The 12,837-nt window shown below is 70.9% G+C and carries 11 protein-coding genes and 1 riboswitch; of the genes, 6 read left to right on the top strand and 5 right to left on the bottom strand.

Annotated elements, in window-relative coordinates:
• Window positions 1-96: 96 nt before the first annotated feature.
• From AB1460_RS09430 to def, 3 genes are all read left to right on the top strand, one after another.
• The gene (locus tag AB1460_RS09430) at window positions 97-390 is read left to right on the top strand and encodes a hypothetical protein (RefSeq protein ID WP_368960380.1); all 294 of its coding nucleotides are present in this window, start codon (window positions 97-99) and stop codon (window positions 388-390) included.
• 68 nt (window positions 391-458) lie between these two features.
• Window positions 459-1,070, top strand: coding sequence for a superoxide dismutase (locus AB1460_RS09425; protein ID WP_368960379.1), 612 nt, complete (start codon window positions 459-461; stop codon window positions 1,068-1,070).
• 151 nt (window positions 1,071-1,221) lie between these two features.
• Window positions 1,222-1,782, top strand: coding sequence for a peptide deformylase (gene def, locus AB1460_RS09420; RefSeq protein WP_368960378.1), 561 nt, complete (start codon window positions 1,222-1,224; stop codon window positions 1,780-1,782).
• An 87-nt stretch (window positions 1,783-1,869) separates the two neighbouring features.
• Here the strand turns inward: def and AB1460_RS09415 are convergent, their stop codons facing one another.
• Window positions 1,870-2,865: a ribonucleotide-diphosphate reductase subunit beta gene (locus AB1460_RS09415; RefSeq protein ID WP_368960410.1), complete on the bottom strand. Its 996-nt coding sequence runs from the start codon at window positions 2,863-2,865 to the stop codon at window positions 1,870-1,872.
• A gap of 134 nt (window positions 2,866-2,999) precedes the next feature.
• Window positions 3,000-5,420 (bottom strand): ribonucleoside-diphosphate reductase subunit alpha, encoded by a 2,421-nt coding sequence (locus AB1460_RS09410; protein ID WP_368960408.1) that lies wholly within the window; start codon window positions 5,418-5,420, stop codon window positions 3,000-3,002.
• Between the two features lie 219 nt (window positions 5,421-5,639).
• Window positions 5,640-5,857, bottom strand: a riboswitch (cobalamin riboswitch).
• A gap of 93 nt (window positions 5,858-5,950) precedes the next feature.
• Here AB1460_RS09410 and AB1460_RS09405 point away from each other — a divergent pair.
• The 3 genes from AB1460_RS09405 (at window position 5,951) to AB1460_RS09395 (ending at window position 9,179) form a co-directional block, all read left to right on the top strand.
• Window positions 5,951-7,447 carry a short-chain fatty acyl-CoA regulator family protein gene (locus AB1460_RS09405; RefSeq protein ID WP_368960377.1) on the top strand — a complete coding sequence of 499 codons (1,497 nt, stop codon included), beginning with the start codon at window positions 5,951-5,953 and terminating at the stop codon, window positions 7,445-7,447.
• A 312-nt stretch (window positions 7,448-7,759) separates the two neighbouring features.
• On the top strand, window positions 7,760-8,254 hold the full coding sequence (locus AB1460_RS09400) for a flavin reductase family protein (RefSeq protein ID WP_368960376.1): 495 nt from the start codon (window positions 7,760-7,762) through the stop codon (window positions 8,252-8,254).
• Between the two features lie 115 nt (window positions 8,255-8,369).
• Entirely contained in the window at window positions 8,370-9,179 is an 810-nt protein-coding gene (locus AB1460_RS09395; protein ID WP_368960375.1) for a GntR family transcriptional regulator, read from the top strand.
• A 48-nt stretch (window positions 9,180-9,227) separates the two neighbouring features.
• Here AB1460_RS09395 and AB1460_RS09390 read toward each other — a convergent pair whose 3' ends face one another.
• The 3 genes from AB1460_RS09390 to AB1460_RS09380 form a co-directional block, all read right to left on the bottom strand.
• Entirely contained in the window at window positions 9,228-10,181 is a 954-nt protein-coding gene (locus tag AB1460_RS09390; protein ID WP_368960373.1) for an HpcH/HpaI aldolase/citrate lyase family protein, read from the bottom strand.
• Window position 10,182: 1 nt separating this feature from the next.
• Window positions 10,183-11,367, bottom strand: a complete 1,185-nt coding sequence (locus AB1460_RS09385) for a CaiB/BaiF CoA transferase family protein (protein WP_368960406.1) — start codon at window positions 11,365-11,367, stop codon at window positions 10,183-10,185.
• Window positions 11,368-11,434: 67 nt separating this feature from the next.
• Window positions 11,435-12,775 (bottom strand): LLM class flavin-dependent oxidoreductase, encoded by a 1,341-nt coding sequence (locus AB1460_RS09380; RefSeq protein WP_420497227.1) that lies wholly within the window; start codon window positions 12,773-12,775, stop codon window positions 11,435-11,437.
• Window positions 12,776-12,837: the final 62 nt, after the last annotated feature.

The following is a 12,837-nucleotide window of genomic DNA, read 5'->3' as shown; positions in this document are numbered from 1 at the left end:
GCAGCCGGGACCCCCACCACCGTTTCGCTCGATGTTTGCAACTGCATAAGAGTGGCAACTACTGTTCAGTCGCTGGCCGATCGAGGGGAGCAGACCATGGGCAGCGTCCCTGACGGCCCGGCGGCGTGCCTGCCGGTAGCAATCGAGATCATGACCGCCTATACCGACTCCGCCACCGACCCCGCGTTTTTCTGGACCACCGTCCAGCGCGTGATGGCAGACGGAGCCGACCGCGCCGACCCCGCGGGGGCGATGGCGGAACTCGTCCTCGGCCTCGCGACCCTGTGCGGGATCACCCTCGACCACCTTGCGGACCGCTCCAGCCCCGACACCGGGCCACGCGACCTCCTCGCCGCGATCCGCAACGCCTACGTCACCGACCCCGTCTGACCCGTCCGCCCGCCGGACGTCCCGACCACACCCGGACGTCCCACCCACTCACAGCGAAGGACACCCACGTGGCCGTCTACACGTTGCCGGACCTGCAGTACGACTACGCCGCCCTCGAGCCGGCGATCTCCGGCCAGATCATCGAACTGCACCACGACAAGCACCACGCGACCTACGTCGCCGGCGCCAACACCACCCTCGACAAGCTCGCCGAAGCCCGCGACAAGGGCGACTTCGCCGCGATCGTCGGCCTGGAGAAGACCCTCGCGTTCAACGTCTCCGGGCACATCCTGCACTCCATCTACTGGCAGAACCTCTCCCCCGACGGCGGCGACAAGCCCGACGGCGCCCTCGCCGACGCCATCACCGAGTCCTTCGGCTCCTTCGACAACTTCAAGGCCCAGCTCACCGCCGCGACCACCACCGTGCAGGGCTCCGGCTGGGGCATCCTCGCCTACGACCAGCTCTCCGGACGCCTCCTCGTCGAGCAGGTCTACGACCACCAGAGCAACGTCGGTATCGGCAACAGCGCGCTGCTCGCCTTCGACGCCTGGGAACACGCCTGGTACCTGCAGTACAAGAACGTCAAGGCCGACTACGTCACCGCCCTGTGGGACATCGTCAACTGGGCCGACGTCGCCGCCCGCTACGCCACCGCCAGGCAGATCACCTCGGCCTGACAGGCCGGGGATAACCGCTGGCCAGCGGTTCGTCCGCTGGCCAGCGGACTTCGACGCCCGGGCGCAGCGGGCGCAGCGGGCGCAGCGGGCGCAGCGGGCGCAGATTCCAGCAGCGGACGTACACGTGCGTACCGCCACCCAGGGAGGTCGCATGACGCTGTTGCCCATCCGCACTCTCGGCGACCCGATCCTGCGCACCCCCGCCGAACCGGTCACCGCCTTCGACGCGGCGCTACGACGCCTCGTCGCCAACATGATCGAGACCATGTACGCGGCCCCGGGGGTCGGCCTCGCAGCACCCCAGATCGGCGTCGGTCTGCGCCTGTTCGTCTTCGACACCGGCTACGACACCGAGGAGCCCACGACCCGCCGACCGCTCGTCGTCGTCAACCCGCAGCTGGAACGCGGTGAAGGAGACCAGCACGGTTCGGAGGGCTGTCTGTCCATACCCCGGCTGGGCTACCCGACGACCCGGTCCGCCAGCGCCACCGTCCGCGGGTTCGACGAGACCGGCAGTCCCGTCGAGTACAGCGGCTCCGGCCTGCTCGCCCGCTGCCTCCAGCACGAGACCGACCACCTCGACGGCACCCTCTACCTCGACCGGCTCACCGGTGAGTACCGCCAGGCCGCCCGGGTGGCGCTTCGTGACGGTGTCCCCGCCGCCGCCCCAGCCCCTTCGGTGTTCCGTCGGGCACGCGGACACGCCGGCTGACAGGTGGCTGGCGGCTGAAGGAACGCCGAGCAGGCCGGGGCCTGACCGCTGACAGGCGGTTGTCCGCCGGCCAGCGGCGACCGGCCCTCAGAAGTCCTCGTCGAAGCTGACCGTTCCGGTCACTCCCATCTGGTAAGAGGAGACCCGTCGCTCGAAGAAGTTGGAGAGCTCCTGCACGTCCTGCAGCTCCAGGAACGGGAACGGGTTGGCCGATCCGTACATGGGCGCGAAGTCCAGCTCGGAGAGCCGCCGATCCGCGACGTGCTCCAGGTAGCGCCGCATGTCCGGCACGGTCATCCCGGGCACCCCGCCGGCGAGCAGATCCCGGGCGAACTCCGTCTCGGCGTCGACCGCGTCGGCGAGCATCGACCGGACGTCCGCCTCGAAGCCGTCGTCGACCAGGTCGGGTTCCTCCGCCCGCACGGTGCGCACGACGTCGAACGCGAACTCCATGTGCATGGACTCGTCGCGGAAGACCCAGTTCGTGCCGGACGCCAGCCCGTTCAGCAGGCCGCGGGAACGCAGATAGTAGACATAGGCGAAGGCGCCGTAGAAGAAGAGTCCTTCGATGCAGGCGGCGAAGCAGACGAGGTTCAGCAGGAACGCCCGGCGGTCGGCCCGGGTGTGCAGCGCGCTGCGGTCGTGCACCGAGTCGATCCAGCGGTAGCAGAAGTCGGCCTTGGCGCGGATGGAGGGGATGTTCTCCACCGCGGCGAAGGCTCGGGTCCGTTCCTCGGGATCGGGCAGATACGTGTCGAGCAGAGTCAGGTAGAACTGGACGTGCACCGCCTCCTCGAACAGCTGGCGGGAGAGATAGAGCCTGGCCTCGGGCGCGTTGATGTGCCGGTAGAGGTTGAGCACCAGGTTGTTCGCGACGATCGTGTCACCGGTGGCGAAGAACGCCACCAGGCGGTTGATCAGGTGCCGTTCGGCCGGGCTGAGCCTGTTCAGGTCGGCGAGGTCGGAGTGCAGGTCGACCTCCTCCACCGTCCAGGTGTTGCGGATCGCGGCGCGGTAACGCTCGTAGAAGTCCGGGTAGCGCATCGGCCGCAGCGTGAGGTTCATCCCGGGATCGAGAAGCATGGGCCGGGCGGCCGGGAGGGCGGAAGCGGAGACGGAGCTGCGGGGCGCCACGCTGACGCGCGCAGCTTCCGCGCGAGTAACGGCCGTCACAGCGGCGACCGCCGAGGTGACGGTGACGGGGGCGGGAGCTGTGGTCACTGGCAGGCCTCGCAGATCTCGGGGTTCTCCAGGGAGCAGGCGACCGCGGCGGCGTCCTGCAGATCCGGTTCAGGCATGCGGGCCTCAGACAGCGCCGGCTCGGTGCCGGTGCCGGAGGCCGGACGGACGGCCCGCGTGCCGGCAACGGTCGCCTGCTGGATCCGGGTCGCCGGCCGCGAGCGCAGATAGTAGGTCGTCTTCAGCCCACTGGCCCAGGCGTGGGCGTACATCGACGACAGCCGGCCGATGGCGGGGTCGGCCATGAACAGGTTGAGCGACTGGCTCTGGTCGATGTAGGGCATGCGGGCCGCGGCCATGTCGATCAGTGCGCGCTGCGGCAGCTCCCAGGCCGTGCGGAACACCGCCCGGACCTCCGCCGGGAGCTCCTCGATGTTCTGTACCGAGCCCTCGGCACGCTTGATGCGGTCCCGGACGGGCGCCGTCCACAGGCCGCGGCGGCGCAGCTCCTCGACGAGGTAGGCGTTGATCTGCAGGAACTCCCCGGACAGCGTCTCGCGCTTGAACAGGTTCGACACCTGCGGCTCGATGCACTCGTAGCAGCCGGCGATCGAGGCGATCGTCGCGGTGGGCGCGATCGCGATCAGCAGGCAGTTGCGCAGCCCGTGCTCGGCGACGGCGGCCCGCACCCGCTCCCACCGTTCCGGCTGGGACGGCGTGACGTCGAAGTGGTCGGGGTGCAGCACGCCGCGGGCCGCCCGGGTCTCGCCGAAGGCGGGATGTGGCCCGTGCTCGCGGGCGAGCTCGACGGAGCGTTCCAGGGCGGTGAGCGCGATCTCCTCCGCGATCAGGGTGGACAGGTCGCGGGCGGCGGGGCTGTCGAACGGCAGCCGCAACGCGAAGAAGACGTCCTGCAGCCCCATGACGCCCAGGCCCACCGGCCGCCAGCGCGGGTTGCTCGCCGCGGTCTCGGGCGTCGGGTAGTAGTTGATGTCGATCACCCGGTCGAGGAAGGTGACCGCGGCACGGACCGTGGCGCGCAGCCGCTCCCAGTCGATGTACCGGTCGGCGCCATCGTCGGTGGGTCGCGCGTCTCCCGCGTCGCCGCGCAGGTGCCGGGCCAGGTTGATCGAGCCCAGGTTGCAGACGGCCGTCTCGCTGTCGGTGGAGACCTCGAGGATCTCGGTGCACAGGTTCGAGAGGTGGATCACGTTGTGCGGCTCGGCGGTCTGGTTGCCGGTCCGGTTGGCGGCGTCCTTGAAGGTCATCCAGCCGTTGCCGGTCTGCGCGAGGGTGCGCATCATCCGGCCGTAGAGGTCGCGGGCCCGCACCTGGCGGACGTACCGGCCGTCCCGCTCGGCCGCCCGGTAGGCGCGCTCGAACTCCTCGCCCCACAGGTCCGACAGCTCGGGGACCTGGTCGGGGTCGATCAGCGACCAGACCTCGTCGGCCTGGACCCGGCGCATGAACTCGTCGGGGATCCAGTGCGCCAGGTTCAGGTTGTGGGTGCGCCGCGCGTCCTCGCCGGTGTTGTCGCGCAGTTCGAGGAACTCCTCGATGTCCGGGTGCCACGGCTCCAGGTACACGCACGCCGCGCCCTGGCGCCGCCCGCCCTGGTTCACCGCGGCCACCGACGCGTCCAGCGTGCGCAGCCAGGGGACGATGCCGTTGGATCGGCCGTTCGTGCCGCGGATCAGCGCGCCGCGCGACCGGACCCGGGAGAAGGCGATCCCGATCCCGCCGGCGAACTTCGACAGCCGGGCGACCTGCGAGTACCGCTCGTAGATGGATTCCAGCTCGTCACGGGGTGAGTCGAGCAGGTAGCAGCTCGACATCTGCGAGTGTGCGGTGCCGGAGTTGAACAGCGTGGGTGAGCTGGGCAGATAGGCGAGTGAGGACATCAGGCGGTAGAGCTCACCCGCCTCCGCCACGTCGTGGGCCAGCCCGCAGGCCACCCGCAGCAGCCAGTGCTGCGGGGTCTCCAGCACCGCCCGGGTGTGTGGATGGCGCATCAGATACCGGTCGTGGACGGTGCGCAGGCCGAAGTACTCGAAGCCGCGGTCGGCGGTCGGATCGACGAGCGCGTCGAGCTCTCCTGCGTGCGCGGCGACGAACCGTGCCGTGTCGACTCCGACCAGCCCCAGCTCCAGCCCGAACGCGATGCCGGCGCTGTAGGAGGTGACCCCGGCGCCGACAACCTCGTCGGCGATCGCGACGGCCAGCAGGCGGGCCGCGAGCCGCGAGTACTGCGGCTCCTCCGCGATCAGCTCGGCGGCGGTCTGCACCGACAGCCGGTCCAGCTCCTCCGTGGTCGCCCCGTCGTAGAGACCACCGATGGTGCGGGTGGCGACCCGCAACGGGTCGACCCGTGCGAGGTCCTGCGCGCACCTGGTCACCGCCGTCACGATGCGGGTGACGTCCACGGGTTCAAGGGAGCCGTCGCGGTGGCGAACCCGCATCTGGCCGGGACCGGAGCCGGGGCCGGCGGCGAGCGGAGCCGAGTCGATCAGGGTCACCTGGGCAGTTCTCCTCGCGGCGGGGCGGACGGCGCCCGGCGGACCGCGGGGAGGCAGGAACGGCAGCCGCACGGCGGCGGGCACGCCGCGACGACGCGGCAGTGCCCAAGGTGCGGCTCGCGGATCCCGGTCTCCCCTCGAGACCGTCGGACCGCCGCGCGTGGGTACGCGCGGCGCGCTGGCAGGTCTTCGGACTCGCGGGCACCCGCCGTCTCCGGCGGACCTACTGGCCGTCGCTTCCCGGGAGCACGCTCCCAGTGCTGATGACGGCGGTCGTTCCCACTCACCGCTGCGGGGCAGCCCCGGACTCGCACCGGGTTCCCTCTTGCGACGGCTGACCAGCGCTTCTGGCCAGCCGAACCAGCTGCGGCGCAGACGCTACATGTGTGAATCACATCTGTGCAAGTAGCCCACATGTTGTGTCCCGACAGCAGCACGCCCTGACTTCTGCAAGCCTGATTAGGCTTGCAGGTGTGGACAAGGCTGTCGCGGGCGCCCGGTTGCGCCGCCTGCGCGAGGGGCGGTCGCTGAGCCAGGCGGAGCTTGCCCGGGTGCTCGCCATCTCACCGAGCTACCTGAACCAGATCGAACACGGGTCGCGGCCGCTGACCGTCTCCGTCCTGCTGCGGATCACCGAAACCTTCGGTGTGGATCCGGGGTTCTTCGCCGCCCAGGACCCCGCCCGCCTCATTGCCGAGCTGCACGAGGTGTTCGCCGAGGTCACGCCCGACCTCGCTGTCCCGGCGACCGAGCTGGAGCTGATGGCCCGCGACACACCCGGAGCGGCGGAGGCCGTCATCGCGCTCTACCGGCGCTACCGCAGGGCCTCCCAGCACCAGCCGGCAGCCGGCGGCTCCGCCGGCCGCGTATCCATCGACGCCAGCGGGCATGACGGTGACCGGCTGTCAGCGGACGGGTCTACCGGGGATCTCACTCTCCTGCCCCACGAGGAGGTGCGGGACTTCTTCTACCAGCGGCACAACCACGTCGCAGAGCTGGAGGAGCGGGCTGAGAGCCTGGCGGCCGAGATCGGGGTGCGGCGTGGCGAGGTCCGCCGGGCGCTTGTCGACCGGCTGCGCGACGCGCACGGCGTCCGGCTCGCGCGGCTTGACGACAGCCCCGTCCCGGAACGCGACCCCGGCTCCGGCTCCGGCTCAGCGGCGCCGTCCGAGCTGCACCGCTACGACCCCGCGGAGCAGACCCTCCGCCTGGCCGGGCATCTGCGCGCCGGCCAGCAGGCGTTCCGGATGGCGACCCAGCTCGCGCTCCTGGAACACGGCGAGCTTCTCGACGAACTGGCCCGCCCCGCGCACCCCGGGGCACGCGCGCTCACCCGCATCGGGCTGGCCAACTACTTCGCGGCGGCACTGATCCTCCCCTACGGCGAGTTCCACCGGGCGGCGGAGGCGTTCCGTTACGACGTCGAGCGGCTCGCCGACCACTTCGCGGTGGGCTTCGAGACAGCAGCGCACCGGCTCAGCACCCTGCAGCGGCCCACCGCGCCCGGGGTCCCGTTCTCGTTCGTCCGGGTCGACCGTGCCGGCAACATGTCGAAACGGCAGTCCGCGACCGGGTTCCACTTCTCACGCGGCGGCGGCACGTGTCCGCTGTGGACCGTCTACCTGGCCTTCTCCTCCCCAGGGACGGTGCACCGCCAGGTGGCAGCCATGCCCGACGGCCGTCGCTACCTGTGGATCGCGCGGACGGTCACCCGCGGCCGCGGTCGGTGGGGCGCGCCCGGCAAGATGTTCGCGATCGGCCTCGGCTGCGAGATCCGGCACGCGCACCGTCTCGTCTATGCGACCGGGCTCGATCTCGATGACCCGGCCGCGGCGACACCGATCGGCGCGGGGTGCCGGGTGTGCGACCGCGACGACTGCGCGCAGCGCGCCTTCCCCCGCCTCGGCCACGACCTCGCCGTCACCGAGGACCGCAGTACCTACATCCCGTACCCGGTTCTGCCGCGCTGAGCTTCGCCACTCCCCGAGTTCCGCCGCGTCGAGCTCCGCCGTCAAGGTCCGCCTGCGGCCTGCCCGAGCTCAGCTCTGCCCGGATCCGCCCGAGCGACGAACGCAACGTTGACATCTGATATATCAGAGTGCCACAGTAGTTATCGGACGACATCACGTCATCTGGCAAGAAAACACATCACGGTCGCATCCCGCTTCGCCGCGCAACGACCCGGAAACGCCTTCGGGTGATGCGGCGATGGGCAGACGAAAGGTGGGCCCCATGCGCCGACGGAGAGTCATGACAGCTCTGGCGTCCCGCCGGTCCGTTTCATGACTGTCGTGCAGGGTGACGACTCCCGGCTGTTCCGCGACGCGATGGCCTCCTTTCCCAGCGGGGTCACGATCGTCACCACCGCCGACGACACCGGTCGTTGGTGGGGTTTCACAGCGAGCTCGTTCTGCTCGGTCTCCATGGATCCACCACTGGTGCTCGTGTGCCTCGCCGCGACGGCGCAATGCCATTCCGCGTTCGAGCAGGCCGAGCGGTTCATCGTGCACGTGGTACCCCCGGGGCACGCCGATCTCGCTGTCCGCTTCGCCACCCGCGGCGCGGACAAGTTCGCCGACGCGGGCTTCCGCTCCGACGAGCGGGGCCTGCCTGTTCTGGACGAGGCGTGCGTGACGTTCGACTGCGCGGCCCACGCAGTGCACCCGGCAGGCGACCATTCGATCCTGGTCGGCCGCGTCGTGCGGACCCGCCTCGGTGATGACCAGCCCGCGGTGTACTTCCGGCGCCGCTTCCATCTGATCGGCGACGCGACCTGATCTGATCAGTCCGGCATGGAGCGCAATCCGCCGCGACCGGAGGACGTCGCTCCAGGAACAACGACGCATCTCGCACCTGTGCGACGCCGCCATCTTCTGATATACGCTGAGTGGCGTGTCAGCATCTGGACGTATTCCCCTCGGCGCATCAGCCGAGGGCAGCCGGGCTGAGAGCAGCCGGCAGCTGCCGTCCAGCACGGCACCCGACACTGACACCGTTGCCACCGGTTCGGGCGTTCGCCGGCTCCGGCTTGGTACGACCGCGCGCGACCGGGTCGCCGACGTGCTGCGCGATGAGATCATGACGGGCCGGCTGGGCCCGGGGGCACGCATCGACCTCGACGGCACGGCCGACCGCCTGGGCACCAGCCGTACGCCGATCCGCGAGGCCTGCCTGGCACTGCAGCACGAAGGGCTGGTCCGCATCGCGCCCCGCAGCGGGGTCACCGTAGTTGGCCTGCGCCGGCGCGACGTGGAGGACAACTTCGCCCTCATCGCGATGCTCTCGGGCGCGGCCGCTGCCTGGGCGGCGCAGCGGATCTCCCCGGCCCAGCTCGACGACGTCCGCCGGCTGGCGGGCGACGTCCGGCACGCGGTCGACGACGGCGTGGACCCGAAGGCGGCGAACTTCTCGTTCCACCGGGCGATCAACCGGGCCAGCGACTCCGTCCGACTGATCGCCCTGATCCGCCAGACCGGGCGGATCGTGCCGTGGTCCTTCTTCGACCTGGTCCCCGAGCAGGCGGGCTGCGCGCTGCGCGAGCACGACGACATCGTCGACGCGCTCGCCGCCCGCAACGTCGCCCGCGCTCGCCGGGTGTCGGAGGAGCACGTGGTCAACGCCGGCCAGCTGCTTGTCGCCCGGATGTTCGGTGCTCAGGAGGGCGACGCCGAGCCCGCGCCGGGCACCGGCACGGCCGGCTGAGCAACCGGCCGGCCAGTGCGGCCGCGGCAGCCACCCGACCAGGCGGTGCTACCCGACCGCCCGTCCGGTCCGCTGCTCGATCTCGCCAGCCTGGGCGAGCACCTTCTCGGCGAGCTTGACGTGCGCCGCGTCGACCAGCTGCCCGTCGACGCCGGTCGCCCCGAGGCCGCGGGCCTCGGCCTCCCGGTACGCATCCAGGTTGCGGCGGGCGCGGGCGACGTCCTCGCCGCTCGGGGCGAACACCTCGTTGGCGATGTCGATCTGGGACGGGTGGATCGCCCACTTGCCGTCGAACCCGAGTGCGGCGGCCCACCGGGCGTCCCGTTCGTACCCGGCGCCGTCCTTGTAGTCCGGGAACGGCGCGTCGATGGCCCGAAGGCCGCCGATACGCGCCGCAGTGAGGATCTGCAGCCGGGCCGAGTGCCAGAAGTCGCCGGGGTAGGGGTCGCGCGGCTGGAAGTTGGTGTCGACCCGGGCGTGCTGCGAGACCGACAGATCGCCGGCGCCGAAGATGAGCGCGTCGAGCCGCGGGCTGGCCAGCGCTATCTCCTCCGCATGGGCCAGCCCCGCGACGTCCTCGATCAGCACCTCCAGCCGGACCTGGCGTGCCAGCCCGATCGTCTCCTCCAGCTGGGTGAGGAGCGTGTCGACCCACCACACGTCGCGGGCGGCGGTGACCTTCGGGACGATCAGCGTGTCGACGTTCTCGCGGGCACCGGTGACGATCTCGATGATGTCGCCGTAGGCCCAGCGGGTGCTGATGCCGTTGATCCGGACCGCCCGGGCCGTCGACCCCCAGTCGAGATCGTTGAGCGCCCGGACGGCCTTGCCCCGGGCCTCCTCCCGGAAGGCCGGGGCGACGGCGTCCTCCAGGTCAAGGAACACGAGGTCGGCGTCGGACTCGGCAGCCCTGGGGAACATCCGGTCGTTCGTCGCCGGTGTCGCGAGCTCGGACCGCCGCAGCAGCGGTCCGCGCGATCCGGGCGTCACCGTGGCCGCCATGTCAGACCACCCCGCGGGAGCGCAGGTCGTCCACCTCGGTCGCGGAGAGGCCGAGGAGCTCCCCGAGGACTTCGGTGGTGTGCTCGCCCAGCCGCGGGCCCAGGCCGTTCACCAGGCCCGGCTGGCCGGAGAAGCGGGGCACCGGGGCCTGCACCAGCATCGACCCGAGGTCGGCGTCAGGGATGCGCCGGAAGACCTCGCGGGCCCGGATCTGGTCGTCCTCGAGCAGGGCCGCGACGTCGTAGACCGGTGCCGCGGCGATCTCGTCGCGTTCGAAGACAGCCATCGCCTCGTCCAGGGTCTGGCCGGCTATCCACTCGGCGACGACCTCGTCGACCTCGCGTGCGCGGGCGAGCCGGCGCACCGGGTCGGCGAAGTCGGGATCCTCGGCGAGGTCCGGCCGGCCGATCGCCCGGAAGACCCGCAGCGCCACGGTGGGCGCGCTGCCGGACATCGCCAGCCAGCGATCGTCCTTGGTCTGGTAGGTGTTGCGGGGCGCCGAGATGTCCCAGCGGTTGCCGGCCCGCTGCCCGACGACGCCGAGCTGGTCGTAGGTGAGCACGTACTGCTCCAGCAGGCGGACCAGCGGGTCGATCAGATTGACGTCGATCAGCTGGCCCGGTGCCCCGTGGACGTCGCGGTGGTACAGCGCCGTCATCACCGCGTAGGCGGCGTTGAGCGAGGCGACACCGTCCGCGAGCATGAACGGCGGGAGGGTCGGCGGCCCGTCGGCCGGGCCGGTGACGTGCGCGAAGCCGCTCATCGCCTCGCCGAGCGTGCCGAAGCCGGGCCGGCTGGCCTTGGGCCCGCTCAGCCCGAAGCCCGTCACGTGCAGCATCACGATCCTGGGGTCGATCGCGCGCAACCGGTCGTAGTCGAGGCCCCAGCGGCGCAGGGTGTGCGGCCGGGTGTTGCTGATGACCACGTCGCAGGTCGCGGCCAGCCGCCGGGCCAGGTCCTGGCCCTCGGGCTGCCGCAGGTCGACGGTGACGGAGCGTTTGTTGCGGCTGACGCTCTTCCACATCAGCCCGATGCCGTCCTTCTGCGCCCCCCAGCCGCGGATCGGGTCGCCGCCCTGGGGCTGCTCCAGCTTGACGACGTCCGCGCCGAGCTCGCCGAGATAGGTCGCCACCAGCGGCGCGGCCGCGAGCGATGCCATGTCGAGGATCCGCAGACCCGACAGCATGTGGGACGTCGGCTGCTCCTCGGACGCCGGCTGCTCCTGGGACGCGGGCTGTTCCTGGGACGCGGGCTCAGACATGGTTCGTGGCGGAAGCCGGCTTCGTGAAGCTGCTCGCGGGACGGGCCAGGCCCAGGTTCTCGCGCAGGGTCGAACCGGTGTAGTGGGTCCGGAACAGGCCGCGGCGGCGCAGCTCCGGCACCACCAGGCGGACGAAGTCCTCGAACGCACCGGGGAAGTGGGTGGCGGCGATGACGAACCCGTCGCACGAGCGGCTCTCGAACCACTCCTGCATCTGGTCGGCGACCTGCGGCCCGGTGCCGACGAACCGCGGCCCCTGCAGCAGCGTCGCGCGGTGGCTGGCCAGGGTCCGCAGGGTCATCGGCCCGTCCCCGAGGTGCTTCTTCACGCCCTGGACGAGCCCGCGGATGCCGGAGACGGAGTTGATCAGCTCGTCGGTCACCTCGTCGTCCAGCCCGTAGCCGGAGAAGTCGTGGTTGGTGAGCTCGGAGAGCAGCGTCAGCGAGGCCATCGGGTGTACGAGCTGGTTGAGGAAGATGTCCTCCTTCTCCCGCGCGATCGTCTCGGTCTCGCCGACGATCACGTACGCCATCGGCAGCAGGCGGACGGCGTCAGCCGACCGGCCCTCGGCCGTGATGAGCTCCTTCTGGCCCCGGTAGTGCTCGGCGGCGATGGCCTGGCTGGGATCCGCCGTGAAGATCAGGTCGGCCCAGCGTGCGGCGAAACGCTGGCCGCGGCCCGACTGCCCGGCCTGGATGATCGGCGGCCGGCCCTGCGGCGGGCGAGGCACGGTGAGCGGGCCCTGGACGGAGAAGTACTTGCCCTGGTGGTCGAGCGTGTGGACCTTCTCCGGGTCGGCGAAGATGCCGGCCTCGCGGTCCATCACCAGCCAGTCGTCCTCCCAGGAGTCCCACAGCTTGGTGACGACCTCGATGAACTCCTCGGCGCGGTCGTAACGTTCGTCGTGGCCGAGATGCTGGTCGACACCGAAGTTGCGGGCCTCGGAGTCGTTGACCGAGGTGACGACGTTCCAGGCGGCACGGCCCCCGCTGAGGTGGTCCAGGGTCGCGAAGGTCCGCGCGACGTGGAACGGCGGGTAGTAGGTCGTGGAGTAGGTCGCGCCCAGGCCCAGGTGGGTGGTCGCCGCCGCGGCAGCGCCGAGCACGGCGGTCAGGTCCATCTTGATCGGACGGGCGCCGTAGCGGACGGCCTCGGCCGGCGAGGAGCCGTAGATCGACGGCATCGCGAGCCGGTCGTCGAAGAACATCAGGTCGAAGGTGCCCTCCTCGAGCACCCGCGCGATCCGCTGGTAGTAGCGCAGATCGAGGAAGTCGGGCATCGAGCTCGGGTAGCGCCACGACCCCGAGTACACCGACACGTTCGACGCCTGCATGAAGGCGACGAGGGTGAGCTGGTCGTCCCGTCCTGTCGGCACAAGCCCTCCACATTGATATA

The organism is Parafrankia sp. FMc2 (assembly GCF_041008525.1).
Classification (GTDB): domain Bacteria; phylum Actinomycetota; class Actinomycetes; order Frankiales; family Frankiaceae; genus Parafrankia.
The sequence above is the reverse complement of the archived record's forward strand: the minus strand, read 5'-3'. Positions and strand labels throughout refer to the sequence as shown.

Excerpts from the sequence above, each read along its gene's own strand:
- AB1460_RS09430 (WP_368960380.1), top strand. The coding sequence starts at position 97 with ATGGGCAGCGTCCCTGACGGCCCGGCGGCGTGCCTGCCGGTAGCAATC.
- def (WP_368960378.1), top strand. The coding sequence starts at position 1,222 with ATGACGCTGTTGCCCATCCGCACTCTCGGCGACCCGATCCTGCGCACC.
- AB1460_RS09415 (WP_368960410.1), bottom strand. The coding sequence starts at position 2,865 with ATGCTTCTCGATCCCGGGATGAACCTCACGCTGCGGCCGATGCGCTAC.
- AB1460_RS09410 (WP_368960408.1), bottom strand. The coding sequence starts at position 5,420 with ATGCGGGTTCGCCACCGCGACGGCTCCCTTGAACCCGTGGACGTCACC.
- AB1460_RS09400 (WP_368960376.1), top strand. The coding sequence starts at position 7,760 with ATGACTGTCGTGCAGGGTGACGACTCCCGGCTGTTCCGCGACGCGATG.
- AB1460_RS09390 (WP_368960373.1), bottom strand. The coding sequence starts at position 10,181 with ATGGCGGCCACGGTGACGCCCGGATCGCGCGGACCGCTGCTGCGGCGG.
- AB1460_RS09385 (WP_368960406.1), bottom strand. The coding sequence starts at position 11,367 with ATGCTGTCGGGTCTGCGGATCCTCGACATGGCATCGCTCGCGGCCGCG.
- AB1460_RS09380 (WP_420497227.1), bottom strand. The coding sequence starts at position 12,775 with ATGCAGGCGTCGAACGTGTCGGTGTACTCGGGGTCGTGGCGCTACCCG.